Consider the following 19,332-nt stretch of genomic DNA (forward strand, 5'->3'; position numbering starts at 1 on the left):
AAATACATAATTTCCGATATAAACAGAATGAAATAGATGAAAAAGATAAATCACCAAAATAAAGCATTATATTGAAAACGTTGTGTTAAACATCTTAACAAGATGGAAAATAATTTCAAACAAAATGAATACCATTCAAATCATGCCATCGTCTCAATGCAATAAAAGTGCAATAAAATGCAATGAAAATGGTAATGCAATAATTGCTTAAAATGAAAATGATTACCAGGCTAATATATTAACCACACTCATTCTATAGATAGGTAATAAAATATAATTTCATTTATTCAGAGAACATCGGATACCATAAACGCGTTCGCCATCGTTATTGACAGCCATTTATTACTTTTTACAACCAAAACATTTTAAATGGAGTTATTATGTTAGGAATTGTAACGGATATGCCAGTGTGGGTAATTATACTTTTAGTCTCCTCCCTGCTTTATTGTATAAGTTTCTGCTTTAAAAAAGATGTCAGCATTAAACTCCTGATCATTATCCCCGGCGGATTTATGATTGTCTCGATTATTTCGTTATTACAACAAGGCAATATTATTATTGCAGGTTTGATGTGGCTTGCTGGTTGTATTATCGGGGGTATGGCGGCAAATCGGATATTCTCACCTCAGACTTATCATCCTGGACGTAAAGCCGGTACCATTACCGTACCGGGAACCTGGTCTGTTATTATCATTTTTTTGGTTTACTTCCCTCTTCGCTATTATATCGGTTATCGTCAGGCAATGGCGGCCGACCATGTTCTTAGCATGCCGCTGATTTTATTATTAGCAGTGTCTTCCGGCGGCGCTGTCGGTTTCTTTACCCTTCGTGCATGCATTATATTCTGGCGTTATAAAAAATTAGCCGTGAAGGAATAGCAGAGTGGGTCAATTCAGCCGGTTCAGGGACTCCGATAACACCGAGTCCCTGGAATGTTCAGACAACCGCCGCGCGAGCATCCGCATCGGAGATAGCCTGTCGTGGAGATAGTCTCTGGTAATGGGGGTATTCGCTCACAGGCGTCTTAAACGTGTTGCAAGAGCCTCACCAGCCGCACACGTTCGTCTCCTCGTCGGATTCGTAGCCTCTTACAATGTTAATCAGTTCTTTGACGGCATCTGCCGCGATTGCCGGGTCCTTTAACACTGTCAGGGTGGCGAAGTCTTTATCAACGGACACCCCATTATTGTTGTTGGTCACACTCAGCACGACGTCGCTGTCATCACCCATTTTTCCCGACAGCGCGCTGATCAAATCCGTCACCGCCTGAGCGGCGACATCCGGCACATACAACGCCATCGGTTTAAGAAACACCCGTTCTTCTCTTTGATGGTGTTCACGGCCTGATAACGCTAAGGAATAACCTTTATTCTCGATATCCACGATAACTCCCTTACCCTTCGATTAAAATTTTAGGATCAACATAAAAATCGACGTTAAATAACGTGTCATCGGATAACGCTTCTATACGGTGCCACGTCTCTGGCGGGAAAACACCAAACTGCCCGGCCTCAATCGTCAGCGTATCAACCGGGTCCAGACTGGTTTCGTCCGCATAACCGTAATAGCGGATGGTCCCCTGCATGACGCATAAACGTGGGTAAACCCCCTGTCGGGTTCCGGCATCCAGATGACGTTGCCAAATAGACGCGGGGGCCGTTTCTTTTGTCCAAAATGATGTGGTTCGTGTGTGAATATAATGAGCGGGTATAACGATTCGTTGCATAGTTCAGCCTCTCTTTCCCCGATAAGATTGAAATGACGGGAAGATAAAACCATATGTTGCATATCATATACCTCTTTTTTAGTTTGTGGATTACTTTTTACACCCAATTGAATAAATTAAATAAAATCATTAAAAATAAAATAGATGAAATAAAAAAGGCATGACATTAGACGAGAGAAAACAATCACTTAAAATTAATAAACCTCATTTAATAGCCTGATATCAATAGGCCCGACGCCCAATAGATTACCCCATAAATACTCAATTATAGTTATTGTTAAATGAATACAGGGAGAGTAGAAATGGGCAGTAGAGTTCCGTTAGCAATAGGCATCGCCACAATGAAGAAGAACGTAAAATTAAATTCATTTTATTATGGATTCCCGGTATTTCTCGTCACCACAATAGATAGCAAAAATGGGAATACCAATATTTCCCCAGCCTCGTCAGCCATTTCTCTGGGGGACAAGATTATTATAGGCATTAGTAAAGGGAGTAAAACTCACAGTAACTTGCTGTCAGGCTCTGATGTGGTCATCAATATTCCTGACTATAATCTGTGGGAAAAAGTGGAAGCGCTCGGCAAACTGACAGGGGGAGAAACACTGTCTGAAAGACAGATAAAATGGGGCGTTCAGGTCTGTCATGATAAATTTGCCCAGACCGGACTTCATACGGAAAAATCCACCCGCGTCGCACCACCACGCGTGGTTGAATGTCCGATTCAAGCGGAATGTAAAACCGTAAGCACAACGGATAAAGGACGTTTTATACTCGCAGAGCTTGATATTCTGACCGTGTGGGTGGAAAACCACCTCTTAGGTCAACATGATGTTGTCGATTCATCAAAATGGAAGCCACTGATCTACAACTTCCGTGAATACGATACCACCGGCGACGCATTAGGCTTTAATTTTAAATACGGGCATTAATTCGACAAGATCCCGTTATCCCCTAAATAATCCGAGTTGCAGGACAATGCCCGTACCGCGTTTGTCCTGCAACGGCGTTTTAGGAGAGCAATGCCTCTCACACAGCGGCGGGCATATTCATCAGGAAATGAATTTCACGCCTTGTTTTAACACGATATCGCACGCCTTGGTTTTGACCTTTTCCGCGAGCGGGCTGTTGCCAATCGCATTCAGATCGACCTGTTTCCCCTCACCGGTCTTTAACAACCCCGATACTCCTTGCAGGTAATCCGCAGGTTTCTTCTGTTCCGGTTGAGAAGCCAGCCCCAGCTTACTCATCAACTGATTTTTGATATTTTCGGTGTTCGTGGCCGCAACCAGTTTCTGTTTTATGCAGTATTGCAGGATGCCCGCCGCATTATGCATGCTGCCAGCACTCAGCGAGCGCGCATCACTACTGAGCAGGCTACCAAGCCCGCTGGTATTGCTATCCGAAGCATTATGCTGGCTTAACTGGCTGGCCGCGCTGGAAAGGGAATCTTGCCAGCTGGCCGCCTGAACATAACCAGAAACTGCCATCAGGGCGGCAATACCCGCCATGTTCACTGCACGTTTGATTACTGTCATAACACGCTTGCTCTTCTTTGTTATCGAAAACTGCGATGAGTATACCTGCACTGTGGCAAGCCACCATCCGATAAAACTGAAACAGAACGCGTCATCATCATGGTGCAGTAACTGAGCCAATACGCCATCAGACCGATGAGCCAGACTTATTTCCTGTCAAACGGCGCGTAGTATTCCACTTCAAAATACCCGGTATCTATTTTGCCGTTTTCATCTTTCCTGCACCGAATGATCTCCAGTACGCCACCATTGACATGGGTATAGTCCTGGCCGGGTAAGATGTGGTGGTAAATCGCTTTCAAAAACGATTTGTATTCCTGCTCGTCACCGGAAAAGGCGAAGCGTAAATAACGGTCACTTGATGTTGACGCCTGACTGTCCACATCATCAGCAAGCAGGCGTTCATGCGGGTCGACTGCACTCATGTGATACGCCACGCGCACATGGCGATTAACCCGGTTTTCATCCGGGATCACGGTCGAAAAGGAATAAATGACCACCTCGTCGCCATCATATTGCTGGCTTGCCTGCTCCCACCAGTGGACCCGGTGCGAAATGTCATTCCCCGCGAGGAAGTCATCAACATTTTGCGAATGTTCAAACGAAAAGGTGGCCGTCGGTCTGGCCGGTAAATTAACCAGTTCGGGGATCGGCAGCCAGTCAACACCCGCGCCTAATGACGGTTGCAGATTGGAGAAATCCCAGAATGAGGTTCTGCGGTAATGGCCTGGCGACATACCAAAACGTTTTTTGAAGGTGCGGGTAAACGACTGCTGCGAGTCAAAGCAATAACGTAACGCCACATCCTGAACGGTTTGGCTGGTGAGCTTTAACTCCACCGCCGCCTTGCTCAAACGCCGGTTGCGAATATAGGTTCCCAGAGAAACGCCGGTTTCCTTCTTAAACAACCGCTGCAAATGCCATTTGCTATAACCCGATTTCGCGGTGACGTCATTGATCATCAGTGGGCTTTCAAGATGGTTTTCTATCCAGCCAACCAGCTCAGTAGTAAATCTCACCATCGATGGCATCGTTGATAACATCATTGCAAAATCCCCCTTACTGACTACCAGAAATACACTCAACCCTACCGATAACACGTCGGCATCAGCGTCAACACCCCGCCGCAGGAGCGCGGCGTGGGCGGACACAACATACCGAAGAGATAACGTCAGTAAGGCAAGTAGCGCGCCACCACATCATCCGGCAGCATCTTGGTTAGCAGCCGTTTCAGTTGTTCCGTTTCCTCAGGCGTCAGGCGAGCAGTGATCTTCGCCGGCAAAACCTGCATCCCTTCCTGTTCAAACTGCTGGCAGATTTCCCGCCCTTTTTCCGTCAACGCCAGAATCACCTGCCGTTTATCACTGGGGTGAGACTGACGAATGAGCAACTCCCGCTTCGCCATACGCTCAATCATGCGGCTCAGCGCGCCGCCGTCCATCATCACGTTTTTGCTCACCTCTATCGGGCTGGTCAGCCCTTTATAGATACTGATCAAGACCTTGAACTGTGGAGCGGTGATATCACCGTCAGCAAAATACTCATTGAGCAGGTGATCTTTAAACTGATTCGACAGGTGGATAAGCAAACCTATCGGGCAAAGCGCATCGTCGTGGTTACTGTTCATGACTTCGTAAAATTGACCAGGCATTAATTGAGTAAGAAATTAATGCCTGGTCAGTGAAATGTCAACAGCGATTCGTGCCCAGTTACATTTTCGCAACAATTAAGGAGGAAATGAGGCGTTAGCGAAAGGTCATGACCGACTGCAACAAGCGTTGCGCATAAGGGTGGGAGACGTTGGGCAATGCATTAACCGCGCAGCTTTCAACCATTTCCCCCTCACGGAAAAACATCACGCGATGGCACAGATACGCCGCCGCCTGAATATCATGCGTAATGAATAGACACGCGAGATTAATGCGTTTTTGCAACGCGATGAGCAAATCCAGAATCTGTACCTGAGAAGAGACATCCAGCGCGCTGATGGCCTCATCCAGCACCAATAACTGAGGCTGGGTTGCCACCGCGCGGCAAATGCACACGCGCTGGATCTGACCGCCCGACAGCTCATGGATATAGCGCTCGCGTAATGTGGGCGCTAACCCGGCTAATGCCAGCAATTCGGTGATTCGTTGATCCTGTTCGGCTCGATGGAGGGTTTCCTGTAGCCGCAACGGCTCGGATAACGCCTGATACACCGTCATCAGCGGGTTAATCGACGAGGTGTAATCCTGAAACACCGCGCTGATACGGTGCTTCCTGTTTTGGGCACAAGAAACCGGCTCGCCCGCCAGCAACACACGTCCCCGATCAGGCTGCTCCAGCCCGCAAATCAGGCGCGCCAGCGTACTTTTCCCGCCACCGCTTTCACCGACAATACCGAGACATTCGCCCGGCTCAAGCGAGAACGACAGCGGTTTTATCACTTTACGCTCTCGTTTACGGAAAAAGTGACCATGCGTTTGCCAATAACTTTTTTCAACCTGCCGGACCTCCAGCAACATACGTTATGTCCCCATAATCCGGTGAAACGCCTGACTCAATCGCCTGCGGGTATCAAGCAACGTCCGTGTATAGTCCTGCTCGGGGCAGGTAAAGACCCGTTCGGTCTCGCCCTGTTCAATCACCCGACCGTCTTTCATCACCACCACAAACTGTGCCAGTGCCCTGACTAACGCCAGGTCATGGGAAACAAACAGCATCGCGCTCTGTGTGCGTGTTTGCAGCCGGATAAACTGCTGAACGATATCGAATTGCGTAATACTGTCGAGTGACGCTGTCGGCTCATCGGCAATGATTAACGCCGGTTGCAGCACCAATGCGATGGCAATCATCACCCGTTGCAACATGCCACCGGAAAGCTGATGGGGGTAAGCGGCCAGCACGCTGTCCACCTCCCGTAACCCCACACTGTCCAGCATGCGCTCGGCGCGGGCACGACGCTGCGCACGCGGTAATGACGTATGTTGCCTGAGCGTTTCGTCCAGATGGTTGCCCACGGTATACAGCGGGTCAAACGCGCTGGGGGCGTCTTGCATGATGAGCGCAATCTGCCGCCCTCGCAGCGAAAGCCATGCTTTGGGTGAGAGGCGTTGCATGTCGCACCCGTTGAACATCGTTTCACCGCTGGCGTACAACCAGGGCGGCAACAAGCCAAGCAGGCTCTTGCACAGCAGGGTTTTCCCGCTGCCACTCTCGCCTACTATCGCCGTACAGCAACCACGATGGAGCGCCAGCGTCACATCCTGCACCAGCAGGTTGCCGGTGCGCTTGTCAGCCACCGACAGCCGATTGACATCGAGCAATACCGGTTGCGTCATGATGGTGACGTCTCCCGGTGGACGTAACCGGCAGGCTCCAGTGCGTCATGCAAGAAGTCGCCGACCACATGGCAGGCTGCTACCACCACGGCAATGGCGATACCGGCAGGCAACATCTGTGTGGGATGGGTCAACATGACATTTTTCGCTTCGCTCAGCATATTTCCCCATTCCGGTAACGGTGGCTGAGCCCCTAACCCCAGGAAAGAGAGCGCGGAAATCATCAGGATCACACTGCCGATATCTGCTGACGCCAGGATAACGCTATCAGCGGCAGCGGCGGGCAACAAATGCCGTCGCATGATGTACGTTGAGGGAGCGGCAATAACACGCACGTAGTTGATATAATTTTTGCTGCTGTGCCTGAGCGTCATGCCGCGGATCATCCGTGCATACCAGGCCCATTTCGCCAGTACCACCGCCAACAGAATATTTGGCATGCCCGGCCCAAGAATGCCGACGATGGCAAAAATCATCACTTCGCTGGGAAACGCGAGCATGGCATCGCACAGGCGCATCACACCGCTATCGAGGCGGCCTTTGAAATAACCGGCGATCACCCCGATGATTCCGCCGGTCAGTACGGTCAACACCATAGCGGCGATGCTATAAAACACCGTGGTTCTCACGCCAAACACCAGGCGTGAAAAAACACACCGCCCCAGGTTATCCGTACCGAGCGGATACAGCAGGCTGACGCCCTGATATTTGTCTTTTATCGATATCAACGTCGGGTCATGCGGCGCAATGATTGGGGCAAACACACCGGTCAGACAGACCATCAGCAACAACAGGCTACAGCACAACGCCAGCTTGTCCTGCCTGATTCTCGCAGCGATACCGGGCCGTCTCATTCCCGGGCCTCCTTCATGCGTGGGTCAAGCCTGACCTGCATCACATCGGTCAAAAAATTCCCCACCAGAAACAGCAGCGCCATCAGCAACATGTAAGCCTGAATGATCGGATAATCACGGTTAAAAATGGCGGATAGACACAGCCGACCGACACCGGGCCAGGCAAAAATATTTTCTATCACCACCGTACCGGCAATCAGTTTGGGAATACTCATGCCTATCGCCACCAGCGACGCATGCAGGGAATTCACCAGCACATGCTTAGTGATAATCAGCGGTTCAGGCAGCCCCCTTGCTCTGGCGTACAACACGTAATTTTGCCGCAGATTGCCGAGCATACTGCCCCGGATAAGGCGGATATAAGTACCGATATACCCCAACATCAAGGTACACGCGGGGAGGATCACGGAATGCGTTTCCTGCATACCGCCAACCGGGAACAGGTTCAGCCTGACCGCCAGCCCCCACATCAGCAACAGGCCAAGCCAGTAATTAGGGATAGAAACGGTTAAAAACACCAGACTACGCACGACCTTATCCCACCCGGAATGTTCGGTTATCGCACAGGTGATGCCTAAGGTCAGCGACAACGTCACGATCAGCACCAGCGTGACCGACGCCAGATGCAAGGTCGCGGGCAGCGCTTGCATAAACTCATACCAGACCGGCTTTCTGGTGATAAATGACGTGCCGAAATCCAGGTGCAGCACCCGCCAGAGCCACCACACATAACGCTGGAGGAATGGCCTATCCAGCCCCAGCTCATGGCGCACCAGCCGTATCGCTTCATCAGTCGGGACTATCTCATTAACACGCAGGGCAACCTCTGCCGGGTCGGAGGGCACCAAATTCAGCAACGAGAAAGCCAGAAACGAGATGACCGCAGCCAGCGGCACCATCATGAGTAATCGTTTGATGAAATAAGCACGCATCCGCGTCGTTTTCCTCTTCCACTCGCCGATTCCATCCCGGTTACAGCGCCATCAGCATGATCGCCCGGTATTCAGAACGACATGTTCTCGAAAGGGATCTCATACTGTGAGGCATTAAATGACACCCCTTTCAGCGTCGGTGCATAAATCGCTTTTGTCCTTGAATACGTCAACGGGATGTACACCGCTTCCTCCGTCAGCAGGGTGAATAACTGCGTGTAGCGTGCCTGGCGCTGCTTTTCATCCGGCGTCAGTAAAATATCGCCAATCAAGGTGTCGATTTCGACCTTGCGACGTAACCCCTTCTGCGCCTGATAATCCGCATGTGCGGGGATGCGGAACGAGGAGATATACGATGCCGGGTCATAAGGCGTTCCCCACGACAGCGAGTATTGCAGGTCAAAATCACCGGATTTCTGGCGGTCTAAAAACGCCTGCTTTTCTTCGCCCAGAATAGTCAGTTGCACGCCGACGTTCTTAAAATCACCCTGAATCAGCTCGGCAATCTCCCGCTCCGCCGCGTTGTTGCGGTTATACGACAGCATCAGTACCAACGCCTTGCCGTCTTTTTCCCGCACCGTTTTTCCTGCCGTCAAATGCCAGCCAGCGGCGTCCAGCAAGGCACTCGCCTGCTGCGGATTAAACCGGTAAACCGGCAAATCGATGTCACAATACGGCACACGGCGCGACAGTAAGGTATCGGCGACACTTTCGGTGTTACCCATGACACCACTGGCGATAGCCGTTTTATCAATTGCGTATTGCAGCGCCTGGCGTACCGCTTTATCGCCGGTGATAGGGCGACCGCTATTGAGCACCAGTGCACGGGAGGCAACCGGCGGGCTTATCAACGTCCGATACTTCCCCGACGCCTCAAGTGCGGCAAAGCTATCCATATCCAGCATGTCGCCGTCCGCCCCGAAAATGAGCTGGACGCTCTCTTTTTGCAATGCCATCAGCATCGACTGTTGGTCAGGCATCACCCGCCACAGCACGCTGTCGAGATGCGGTCGGCGACCCCAGTAATCGGGATTGACGACAAAGCGCGCATACTGATTAGGTTTATGCTCCGCCAGCACCCAAGGGCCGGTGCCGACATACCCGCTGATGCCCTCTTTGGTTTTACCGTTGATAAACGCTTTCGGTGACACAAAACGGAAAGGCCGGGTCAAACCCAGTTCGATTAACGTCGGGTAATAAGGGTGTTTGAGTGTTATCTCGACACGGTAGCTATCCAGCACCGTGACCTTATCAATCTGCTGTACCAACTCAAGCCAGGCATGGCGTTGATAGTTGTCTAACACCGCGTCGATATTGCGTTTAACCGCATCCGCCGTGAACGGCTCACCATCGCTAAACCGCACGCCGTGACGTAACGTGAAAATATACTGTTTGCCGTCGGGTGATATCGTCCAGCTTTCCGCCAGCCAGGGTTTAACCCCCTCAGGCGTATTGATGACCAGCGATTCAAACACCATATTCTGAGCGGCCATTTCGCCCGCATAAAGATGAGGATTGATATCGCGAATATCTTTGGTACTGGCATAAACCAACTGATTGTCGCGCATATCGGCAGCAACAGAAAATGCGCCGAACAGCAAACACAGTATCAACGCCGCCAGTGTGATGGGGTGTATCCTAACCATGACCTGTCACCCAGAGCTAATATACCCGTCATACTTCAAGTTGCAGGTGTGTTGGCTGCGTTACAAGGCTCTAACTAGCCTTGCCCTAAAGGGCCAACGCATCGCGTTGTTCAACACGCGAGCGTGTTGTCCTGCAACTCGAATTATTTGGGTACAGAAATAATCGATCGCAGTTTATTTTTCCGCAACAACCATAAACATCGGTGTAGAGGCGTAATTAATTTTCTCGTCGTCGTCCCACAGCTGTTCAGCAATATTTTCATCGATAATTACCTGCTGAAAACCACAGGCTGACAGGGCACGACGATCCCATTGCGGACGTATTTCCCGGCTTAACGGCAGTGCTCTGGCGATATTTTCCATCGCGACGGTATCGGTATTCGCATAATGATCATCAATTTTTAATCGACGGGCATTGTGCCGGTCACGCAAATAGCCTTCACGCGCCTCATCATTGAAAAGATGGGCGTACCAGTTAGCATCAAAGTTAATTAACCGTCCACCGGGTGCTAATACCCGATTCCACTCTTGATAGGCCTGTCGCGGATGTTCCAAATTCCAGGTCACGTTGCGGGTAACCAGCAGGTCGAAGTGATTATCGGGAAACGGCAAGGTATGGACATCCGTGGCAGTGAACCGGATATCAACGCCATAGTGCGCGGCATTGTTCCGGGCCTGCGCCAGCATGGCAGGCGTCACATCCACAGCGCTAACGTTATGCCCCGCCATCGCCAGTGTGACGGCAAAAAAACCCGGCCCGGTGCCCACATCCAGTATATTTAATACCGTTTTTTTCGGCGCATGACGTAAAATTATCGACTGCCATAAGTGACGTTTAGCGCATGCCAATTCAGCGACGTTAACGTCGTTATATCCTTGTGCTCTATTGTTCCAATAATGTTTTACATCATTAAGTAAATCATCACTGGCGATATCATCCATGACGATGTCATGTGTTATTAATTGCGTCACAACAGGTCACCCCTATTCGACAAATTAAATGATTACGACAAATTAACATCCATAAAAAAACTGTGCGGGGAATTCACCATCAAGGAATAATAGACCGCGAGGAGATAGTACACCGTGAAGAAAATAGATACCCGCACTGCGTATGAACTTTTATAAAAATATCACACTTCATTGAGGTAGATCATGAAAGCAATAACGCGCCAGACAGGTTAATTTCCTGTCGGCGCGATGTTCATCACAGTTACGGATTATTCGGTGAGCGCGTCTGGTGGGATATCCATATGGCGCAGCACCTCACCCATGATCTGCCCAAAGACAGGGCCGGCGACTGAGCCGCCGAAATGTTTACCTGCATCGGGGTGGTTGATCATCACCACCAGTGCCACACGTGGGTTGCTGGCGGGTGCCACCCCGGCGGTGTAGTTGACATAACCACCGTCGTATTTGCCGTCTGACCCCATTTTCTCCGCCGTACCGGTCTTAATCGCCAGACGATAGCCCGGCACCGCGGCCGTCACCCCACTTCCGCCGGGCAAGGCGTCGCTCTCCATCATGTGCACCACGGTTCTTGCCACATCTTCATCGATAATCCGGGTGCCGAGCACCGGCGGCGTCACTTTAGTGATGGAAACCGGGCGGTAAATGCCGAATGAGCCGATAGTGGCATACTCACGCGCAATCTGTAATGGCGTGACGCGTAACCCGTACCCGAACGCAAAGGTTGCACGCTCAATGTCAGACCACCGCTCACGATGCAGCGGGAAATAGCCGCTGGTTTCCCCTTCAATGCCTAAACCACTGGCAACGCCCAGCCCAAAACGATGGTAGAGATCGACCAGCACGTTTGCCGGCATCGCCAGGGCAATATGAGACACCCCAATGTCGCTGGATTTTTGCAGGATGCCGGTAATGGTCAGTCGGCTCCAGTGCCCGACGTCTTTAATCAAATGACCATTCACCGGGTAAGGCGTGGTGTCGATAACCGAATCAGGCCGGATCAAATGGCGCTGCAGCCCCGCCATCACCACCAGCGGTTTAACGGTGGAGCCGGGTTCGAAGCTGTCCGAAATCGCCACATTGCGCATGTTCTTTTGCGGCTCGCCTTCGTAATTGTTGGGGTTATAGGACGGATAGCTGGCCATACCGAGAATTTCGCCGGTGTTAATGTCAATCAACACCGCCGCGCCGGAATCCGCTTTGTTCAGTTGCACGCCGTCACGCAGATGCGAATAGAGAACGAATTGCAGATAACTGTCGATGCTCAGGGTCAACGTCGGTGCCTGCTGCGCTGGATCGTCAGCCATCAGGCTCACCACATTGCCGTAGCGATCTTTACGGTAAACCCGTAACCCCGGCTTACCCTGCAACAACTTGTTGAAACTCCGCTCAATACCGTCCAGCCCTTGCCCGTCCACCCCCACAATGCCAATCAAGTTGGATACCGCGTCACTCATTGGGTAATAGCGGCTGGCGTCCGCCGGGGTGGAAATACCGCTGATATGCAACTGGTGGATATAATCAGCGATACTGGATTCAACCTGACGTCCGATATAAAGAAAATGGCGGTGCGCATTCTCCTGAATTTTATCTTTGATGGTGCCAAGCGGCAGCGATAAAGCGGTGGATAGTGCACTCCACTGCGCGCTGGCAAGCGACGGGTCACTCTCCAGCACATGAATAGGGTCAGCCACCACGTCATTCGACGACACGCTGACCGCCAGCGGATGACCGTTACGGTCGGTAATGGTGCCACGCAACGGTTGCATCACCAGTTCACGTAACGAACGCTGATTCGCTTCTTTTTCCAGTTGCAGGCTGGTCACCACCTGCAAATACCCCACACGTGCTACCAGCAACACCAGACAAACACAGATGCCAACACACAGTAAAACAAAGCGCCCTTGAAAATAGGTCGCAGCCACTACACTGACAGAACGTCTTTTGAGCATACACCACGCCAACTGAACGGAGGTTACGTCTCGCGATGCGGGACACCGCGGCGAAACGCACCCGATAACAATACTGATTTATCCTGTGGCGGCACTATAAATGACATCAATAAGCGGAACAGAAGCAGGAAACATCCTCACGTAATTCATTAATCATTGAAATGAAAGACACAGATGAAAACACCCTGTGACGAAAAAACAGCCAATACCGTCCACCTCCCGCTCTCATTTAACAACTATTTTACTTATTAATTTTCACAGTTAAATAGCCACCATCTATCACAATATTCATGTAATTCGATTTCATCTCTGAGCAAGCGGCGACTAAGATGAATAGTGAATTTTAGCCAACGAATGCTCAGCACACATTGGCGAATGACAACTAACTCATGAAATTCAACGTATTGCGTTAAAACTAACGCAGTACCACTGCAAGAGCATGAGCCATTCATTGTGCACCACTCACTGCCCGGCAATCTGTGCAGGCCGGGTCAATGGGGACACATAGCATAAGGTAGAGAACGCATGACAACCGAAAGCAAATGCCCGTTCCATCATCAAGGTACACCGGTTACCGCCAGCGGTAGCGGCACCGATAACCGCGCCTGGTGGCCCAATCAACTGAATCTGAACATTCTGCACCAACACTCTTCCCTGTCTGACCCGCTGGATAAAAACTTCAACTATGCCGAAGCCTTTAACAGCCTTGATCTGGACGCCGTCAAAAAAGACCTGCATGCCCTGATGACTGACTCACAGGAGTGGTGGCCTGCCGACTTCGGTCACTACGGCCCCCTGTTTGTCCGTATGGCCTGGCACAGTGCCGGGACTTACCGCACTGGCGATGGTCGTGGCGGAGCCGGTGCCGGTCAGCAACGTTTTGCACCGCTCAACAGTTGGCCGGATAACGTCAACCTTGATAAAGCGCGTCGCCTGCTGTGGCCGATTAAACAGAAGTATGGTCAGAAAATTTCATGGGCTGACCTGATGATCCTCACCGGCAACGTCGCACTGGAATCGATGGGCTTCAAAACCTTCGGTTTTGCCGGTGGCCGCGCTGATGTGTGGGAGCCGGAAGAAGATGTGTACTGGGGCCCGGAAACCACCTGGCTGGGTGGCGACAAACGTTACTCCGGCGAACGAGATTTGGAAAATCCGCTGGCCGCAGTACAAATGGGGCTGATTTACGTCAACCCGGAAGGTCCCAATGGCAATCCAGACCCGCTGGCCGCAGCGAAAGACATCCGCGAAACCTTCAGCCGCATGGCGATGAATGATGAAGAAACCGTCGCGCTGATCGCAGGGGGTCACACCTTCGGGAAAACCCACGGCGCAGGCGATGCCGCGCAAGTTGGCCCGGAACCGGAAGCGGCTGGTATCGAAGAGCAAGGCCTGGGCTGGAAGAGCTCGTTTGGCAGCGGCAAAGGCGGCGATACCATCTCCAGTGGGCTGGAAGTGACCTGGACACAAACCCCCACCCAATGGAGCAACTATTTCTTCCAGAACCTGTTCGGTTACGAGTGGGAACTGACCAAAAGCCCGGCAGGTGCCCACCAGTGGCGGCCGAAAGGCGGTGCGGGTGCCGGTGAAGTGCCGGACGCACATGACCCATCCAAACGTCATGTTCCGAGCATGCTGACGACCGACCTGTCGCTGCGCGTCGACCCGGCGTATGAAAAGATCTCCCGCCGCTTTTATGAAAACCCGGATCAGTTCGCTGATGCCTTCGCCCGTGCCTGGTTCAAACTGACGCACCGTGATATGGGGCCACGCGCTCGCTACCTCGGCCCGGAAGTCCCGGCTGAAGAGCTGGTGTGGCAAGATCCGATCCCGGTCGTTAACCACACGCTGGTCAGCGAACAGGATATCGCCAACCTGAAGGCAAAAGTCCTGGCTTCCGGCCTGACGGTTTCCCAGTTGGTCTCCACCGCCTGGGCGTCGGCTTCCACCTTCCGTGGGTCTGACAAGCGTGGTGGTGCCAACGGCGCGCGCATTCGTCTTGCCCCGCAGAAAGACTGGGCAGTCAATCAGCCGGAACAACTGGCGAAAGTGCTGGGTACGCTGGAAAGCATCCAGAGCGAGTTCAACCACGCGCAGTCCGACAACAAGCGGATTTCACTGGCCGACCTGATCGTGCTGGCGGGTGCCGCTGGGGTAGAACAGGCAGCGAAAGCCGCTGGTCATGCGGTAACCATACCGTTCACCCCCGGCCGGATGGATGCCTCTCAAGAGCAAACCGACGTTGAGTCATTCGCCGTACTGGAACCGATTGCCGATGGTTTCCGTAACTACCTGAAAGGCCATTACAGCGTGGCGGCTGAAGCGCTGCTGGTGGATAAAGCGCAGTTACTGACCCTGAGCGCACCGGAGATGACGGTGCTGGTCGGCGGGCTGCGTGTACTGGGCGCGAATGTCGCTCAGGCATCACATGGCGTGTTCACGGCCAAACCCGGCGTACTGACCAATGACTTCTTCGTTAACCTGCTGGATATGGGCACCGTCTGGAAAGCCACCGCAGCAGAAGAAGGTGTGTTTGAAGGGCGTGACCGTGTCAGCGGTGACCTGAAGTGGACCGGCACCCGTGTCGACCTGGTCTTCGGTTCACACTCGCAGTTACGTGCGCTGGCCGAAGTTTACGGCAGTGCGGACGCACAGGCGAAGTTTGTCCACGACTTCATCGCCGCCTGGACCAAAGTGATGAACCTCGACCGTTTCGATCTGGCGTAATCATCACCCTACCCCGGCGTGTTTCACGCCGGGGTATCTCCCGCTAACGTATACCCTTCATACTTCACGTTGCAGTTTTCTCTTCGGGTGCCAGAATGCTGTTATCCTGTTTTCTTCGATTTATATCCCGCCAAATATTCATAAAAGATTCACAGTAAGTAAAAAATAAATATGCTGCTGGATCTATTTATCCATCGGGTGATAAAAAATATCCGCAGCGATTATTAAACACAAATATAGAACATAAAATAAACAAAATTAATCGTTTGATTTTTAATATAAAAAATTAAATTTCCACATAGAAAACACCCTCCTTTTTCGCGAGTATACTTTGGTATACATGACCTATACTTTTTAATCGTGGACGCTCTGTCTCGATTATTTTATTTTCCTGCCACGCATTAAAGAATAACGCCGCACCATCGTCGTATTGCTCAGAGCACACTGACAATGCCGGTATCATTTGGCTAATAGATTTGGCAAATAGCTCCGGAACCTCGTTCCGGCTACTGCCTGACTTACCGGGAGGAAAATCATGCGCCATCCACTCCAGGACATCATGACGGACAACCGTGCGCTGCTCACCAGACAGCGCACGGCACCGTCCTATCGGGCCGATATCCTATTTTTTACTCTGCTGGCGCTGGTTGTTGCGCTGGTGGTATACGGCATGGAGCAAATGAGCCTGCCACTGTCTATCCTCGATGCCAGCCCGGTCAGGCTGGATATCGCCCTGCTGCCGGAATATGCGCTACGCACCACGTTGCGCATGTTCGTGGCACTGGCAGTGTCGTTACTGTTCACACTGGTTATCGCCACGCTGGCGGCCAAAAGCCGTAAAGCCGAAATGGTGATCATCCCAGCGCTGGATATTCTGCAATCGGTGCCGGTACTGGGTTTTTTAACCTTCACTGTCACCTTTTTTATGGGGCTGTTCCCCGGCCGCCAGATGGGGGTGGAATGTGCCGCGATTTTCGCGATTTTCACCAGCCAGGCGTGGAACATGGCGTTTAGTTTTTTCCAGTCGTTACGCACCCTGCCGGGTGACCTGAGTGAAGTCAGCCAGCAATTCGGCTTTTCACCCTGGCGGCGGTTTATCCGGCTGGAGCTGCCATTCGCCATCCCCGGACTGGTCTGGAACATGATGATGTCAATGTCCGGCGGCTGGTTCTTCGTGGTGGCCTCTGAAGCCATTACCGTCGGCAACACCACCGTCAGCCTGCCGGGGATCGGCTCCTGGCTGGCGCTGGCTATCGCTCAGGAAAACCTGACGGCTATCGCCTGGGCGGTGGTCGCCATGACAGTGGTGATCGTGCTTTACGATCAACTGCTGTTCCGGCCGGTGGTGGCCTGGGCGGATAAATTCCGTTTCGAACAAACCGCGTCGCAGAAAAGACCGCGTTCCTGGGTATACGACCTTGTTCGCCGTACCCACATCTCGACGGCGATCATCAACGTGCTGAGCTGGCCGTTTTACACACTGGCAGCCTTGCGCTGGCCGTCGGTGCCGCGGTTTTTACGCCATACGCCCAGCCCTCGCTACAACAAAATCACCGACCGCTTGTGGCTGGCTCTGGTCATTATCGGCGTAGTGGCAGGCGTGGTACAGCTGGTGCAATACATTGGTGCCTCGCTCGGTATGGCCGATGTGATTGCCGTGTTTGGCATGGGGCTGGCAACACTCGCTCGTGTGGTGGTGTTGATTGCGCTGGCCAGTGTTATTTGGGTACCAATCGGTGTGTGGATTGGCCTGCAACCCAGTGTGGCGGAACGTCTGCAACCACTGGCGCAGTTTCTGGCGGCGTTTCCGGCCAACGTGTTGTTCCCGTTCGCCGTCATCCTGATTGCGGGTTTTAACCTTAATCCGGATATCTGGCTGTCACCGCTGATGGTGCTGGGTACCCAGTGGTACATCCTGTTTAACGTCATCGCAGGCACGGCGGCCTTGCCGACCGACCTGCTGGAAGCTGCGCGTATTTACGGTATCCGACGCTGGCAGTGGTGGCGTCAGGTCGCGCTGCCGGGCATTTTTCCCTACTACGTGACAGGCGCGCTCACTGCCTCCGGCGGCTCCTGGAACGCCAGTATCGTGTCCGAATCCATTTCCTGGGGGAAACAACATCTGGAAGCTACCGGCCTTGGCGCTTATATCGCCAACGCGACCACCGCCGCCGATTTTCATCAGGTCGCGCTGGGCATCGCGGTGATGTCGGTATTCGTGATCGCGTTTAACCGCCTGCTGTGGCGTCCCTTGTACCAATTCGCCGAACGCCGCCTGCGCCTCGGTTAAGGAGAACATGATGACTATTCTTCAGCCAATCAATCTGGCTCATCAGCAAAACTGTCTGGTGAATGTACAACACGTCCGACATCTGTATGGCAAATCCGGCAGCGCCGAACGACTGGTGCTGGATGACGTAAACCTGACGTTGTACGACAACGAAATCGTCGGATTACTCGGCCGCTCCGGCTCCGGCAAATCGACCCTGCTGCGTTCGATAGCGGGCCTGCTGACGCCCAGCGCCGGTCAGGTGGATTTCCCACCGGGGCCGGACGGCAGGCCGACAACCGTCAGCATGGTTTTCCAGAGCTTCGCCCTGTTTCCCTGGCTGACGGTGCAACAGAACGTCGAAGTCGGGCTGGAAGCGCAAAACGTACCGGTGGAGCAACGTCGCAAACGAGCACTGGCCGCCATTGACCTGATCGGTCTTGATGGCTTTGAAAACGCCTACCCCAAAGAACTTTCCGGCGGCATGCGTCAACGCGTCGGACTGGCACGGGCGCTGGTGGTGGACCCAGACATCCTGTTGATGGACGAGCCGTTTTCCGCGCTGGATGTGCTGACCGCTGAAACCCTGCGCACCGACCTGCTGGATCTGTGGGGCGAAGGCAGAATGCCGATAAAATCCATCCTGATGGTGACGCATAACATCGAAGAAGCGGTGTTAATGTGCGATCGTATCGTGCTGTTTTCCATCAACCCCGGTCGGGTCGCGTGTGAAATCCGTGTCGACCTGCCGCAACCGCGTAACCGTCAGGATCCGGCGTTTCGCGCGCTGGTTGAAGACATTTACGTTAAAATGACAACGGATAACAGCGCGGGTACCGCACGTCAGGGGATTTTCCCCGGTTCAGGGTTGGGTATGGTGTTACCGTTAGTTTCCACCAACTCGCTGGCTGGCCTGATTGAAGCCGTACACGCCGCGCCTTATGCGGGCAAGGCAGACCTGCCTGAACTGGCTAACGCTTTGCAGTACACGGCTGACGAGCTGTTCCCGGTAGGAGAAATTTTGCAGCTGCTGCGCTTTGCCGAACTGCAAGGGGGCGATATTCGGCTGTTGCCTGCCGCCGCCCGGTACGCCAATGCCAGTGTGGACGAACGTAAACAGCTGTTCGCCCAGCATTTGCTCAATTATGTGCCGCTGGTCGCGCACATCCGGCGGGTACTGGACGAACGTTCGTCGCGCACCGCCCCGGCGCGTCGCTTCCGTGACGAGCTGGAGGATTTCATGTCGGAAATCGACGCAGCACAAACGCTGAATGCCGTCACACAGTGGGGACGTTATGCGGAACTGTTCGCTTACGACGACATCCACGACCAGTTCAGCCTGGAAAATCCGTCGTAATCACAGACTCATCGCGGTGTGATCGACACAGAAAAAGGC

Annotated in this window: 17 protein-coding genes; 5 read left to right on the forward strand and 12 right to left on the reverse strand. The window is 52.5% G+C overall.

What is annotated here, in order from left to right:
• The first annotated feature begins 380 nt into the window (after nucleotides 1-380).
• Nucleotides 381-878, forward strand: coding sequence for a hypothetical protein (locus tag LF929_RS13515; RefSeq protein WP_038903900.1), 498 nt, complete (start codon nucleotides 381-383; stop codon nucleotides 876-878).
• A gap of 166 nt (nucleotides 879-1,044) precedes the next feature.
• Here LF929_RS13515 and LF929_RS13520 read toward each other — a convergent pair whose 3' ends face one another.
• Together LF929_RS13520 and LF929_RS13525 are read right to left on the reverse strand one after the other, a co-directional pair.
• Complete coding sequence (locus LF929_RS13520) at nucleotides 1,045-1,383, reverse strand: DUF1869 domain-containing protein (RefSeq protein WP_226093115.1); 339 nt, start codon at nucleotides 1,381-1,383, stop codon at nucleotides 1,045-1,047.
• 10 nt (nucleotides 1,384-1,393) lie between these two features.
• Nucleotides 1,394-1,726: a DUF1971 domain-containing protein gene (locus LF929_RS13525; protein WP_226093114.1), complete on the reverse strand. Its 333-nt coding sequence runs from the start codon at nucleotides 1,724-1,726 to the stop codon at nucleotides 1,394-1,396.
• A gap of 341 nt (nucleotides 1,727-2,067) precedes the next feature.
• Here LF929_RS13525 and LF929_RS13530 point away from each other — a divergent pair, with 341 nt between their 5' ends.
• A complete protein-coding gene (locus LF929_RS13530) occupies nucleotides 2,068-2,658 on the forward strand; it encodes a flavin reductase family protein (RefSeq protein ID WP_226093131.1) in 591 nt (196 codons plus the stop codon).
• Nucleotides 2,659-2,778: 120 nt separating this feature from the next.
• Here the strand turns inward: LF929_RS13530 and LF929_RS13535 are convergent, their stop codons facing one another.
• The 10 genes from LF929_RS13535 to ftsI all read right to left on the reverse strand — a co-directional run bounded on the left by LF929_RS13535 (nucleotide 2,779) and on the right by ftsI (nucleotide 12,940).
• The gene (locus tag LF929_RS13535; RefSeq protein ID WP_038903894.1) at nucleotides 2,779-3,264 is read right to left on the reverse strand and encodes a DUF2501 domain-containing protein; all 486 of its coding nucleotides are present in this window, start codon (nucleotides 3,262-3,264) and stop codon (nucleotides 2,779-2,781) included.
• Between the two features lie 146 nt (nucleotides 3,265-3,410).
• Nucleotides 3,411-4,310 carry a helix-turn-helix domain-containing protein gene (locus LF929_RS13540; protein WP_038903893.1) on the reverse strand — a complete coding sequence of 300 codons (900 nt, stop codon included), beginning with the start codon at nucleotides 4,308-4,310 and terminating at the stop codon, nucleotides 3,411-3,413.
• Between the two features lie 125 nt (nucleotides 4,311-4,435).
• Entirely contained in the window at nucleotides 4,436-4,891 is a 456-nt protein-coding gene (locus LF929_RS13545; protein ID WP_152446766.1) for a MarR family transcriptional regulator, read from the reverse strand.
• Nucleotides 4,892-5,009: 118 nt separating this feature from the next.
• Nucleotides 5,010-5,771, reverse strand: coding sequence for an ABC transporter ATP-binding protein (locus LF929_RS13550; protein WP_226093113.1), 762 nt, complete (start codon nucleotides 5,769-5,771; stop codon nucleotides 5,010-5,012).
• A gap of 3 nt (nucleotides 5,772-5,774) precedes the next feature.
• Nucleotides 5,775-6,587: an ABC transporter ATP-binding protein gene (locus LF929_RS13555; RefSeq protein WP_038907497.1), complete on the reverse strand. Its 813-nt coding sequence runs from the start codon at nucleotides 6,585-6,587 to the stop codon at nucleotides 5,775-5,777.
• Nucleotides 6,584-7,441 carry a nickel/cobalt ABC transporter permease gene (gene opp1C / locus LF929_RS13560; RefSeq protein ID WP_226093112.1) on the reverse strand — a complete coding sequence of 286 codons (858 nt, stop codon included), beginning with the start codon at nucleotides 7,439-7,441 and terminating at the stop codon, nucleotides 6,584-6,586. The genes LF929_RS13555 and opp1C overlap by 4 nt, the downstream gene beginning before the upstream one ends.
• Complete coding sequence (gene opp1B, locus LF929_RS13565; RefSeq protein ID WP_226093111.1) at nucleotides 7,438-8,373, reverse strand: nickel/cobalt ABC transporter permease; 936 nt, start codon at nucleotides 8,371-8,373, stop codon at nucleotides 7,438-7,440. Before opp1B ends, opp1C begins: the two co-directional genes overlap by 4 nt.
• 71 nt (nucleotides 8,374-8,444) lie before the next feature.
• Nucleotides 8,445-10,019 carry a nickel ABC transporter substrate-binding protein gene (gene nikA / locus LF929_RS13570; RefSeq protein ID WP_226093110.1) on the reverse strand — a complete coding sequence of 525 codons (1,575 nt, stop codon included), beginning with the start codon at nucleotides 10,017-10,019 and terminating at the stop codon, nucleotides 8,445-8,447.
• Nucleotides 10,020-10,193: 174 nt separating this feature from the next.
• A complete protein-coding gene (locus LF929_RS13575; protein WP_226093109.1) occupies nucleotides 10,194-10,991 on the reverse strand; it encodes a class I SAM-dependent methyltransferase in 798 nt (265 codons plus the stop codon).
• Between the two features lie 248 nt (nucleotides 10,992-11,239).
• Nucleotides 11,240-12,940, reverse strand: coding sequence for a peptidoglycan glycosyltransferase FtsI (gene ftsI, locus LF929_RS13580; protein WP_210175384.1), 1,701 nt, complete (start codon nucleotides 12,938-12,940; stop codon nucleotides 11,240-11,242).
• A 525-nt stretch (nucleotides 12,941-13,465) separates the two neighbouring features.
• Between ftsI and katG the strand changes: the two genes are divergently transcribed.
• From katG to LF929_RS13595, 3 genes are all read left to right on the forward strand, one after another.
• Nucleotides 13,466-15,667, forward strand: a complete 2,202-nt coding sequence (katG, locus tag LF929_RS13585) for a catalase/peroxidase HPI (protein WP_226093108.1) — start codon at nucleotides 13,466-13,468, stop codon at nucleotides 15,665-15,667.
• Nucleotides 15,668-16,202: 535 nt separating this feature from the next.
• Complete coding sequence (locus LF929_RS13590) at nucleotides 16,203-17,957, forward strand: ABC transporter permease subunit (RefSeq protein WP_038907489.1); 1,755 nt, start codon at nucleotides 16,203-16,205, stop codon at nucleotides 17,955-17,957.
• A gap of 7 nt (nucleotides 17,958-17,964) precedes the next feature.
• A complete protein-coding gene (locus LF929_RS13595; RefSeq protein WP_019844721.1) occupies nucleotides 17,965-19,293 on the forward strand; it encodes an AAA-associated domain-containing protein in 1,329 nt (442 codons plus the stop codon).
• Nucleotides 19,294-19,332 lie beyond the last annotated feature (39 nt).

The organism is Dickeya oryzae (assembly GCF_020406815.2).
Classification (GTDB): Bacteria; Pseudomonadota; Gammaproteobacteria; order Enterobacterales; family Enterobacteriaceae; genus Dickeya; species Dickeya oryzae.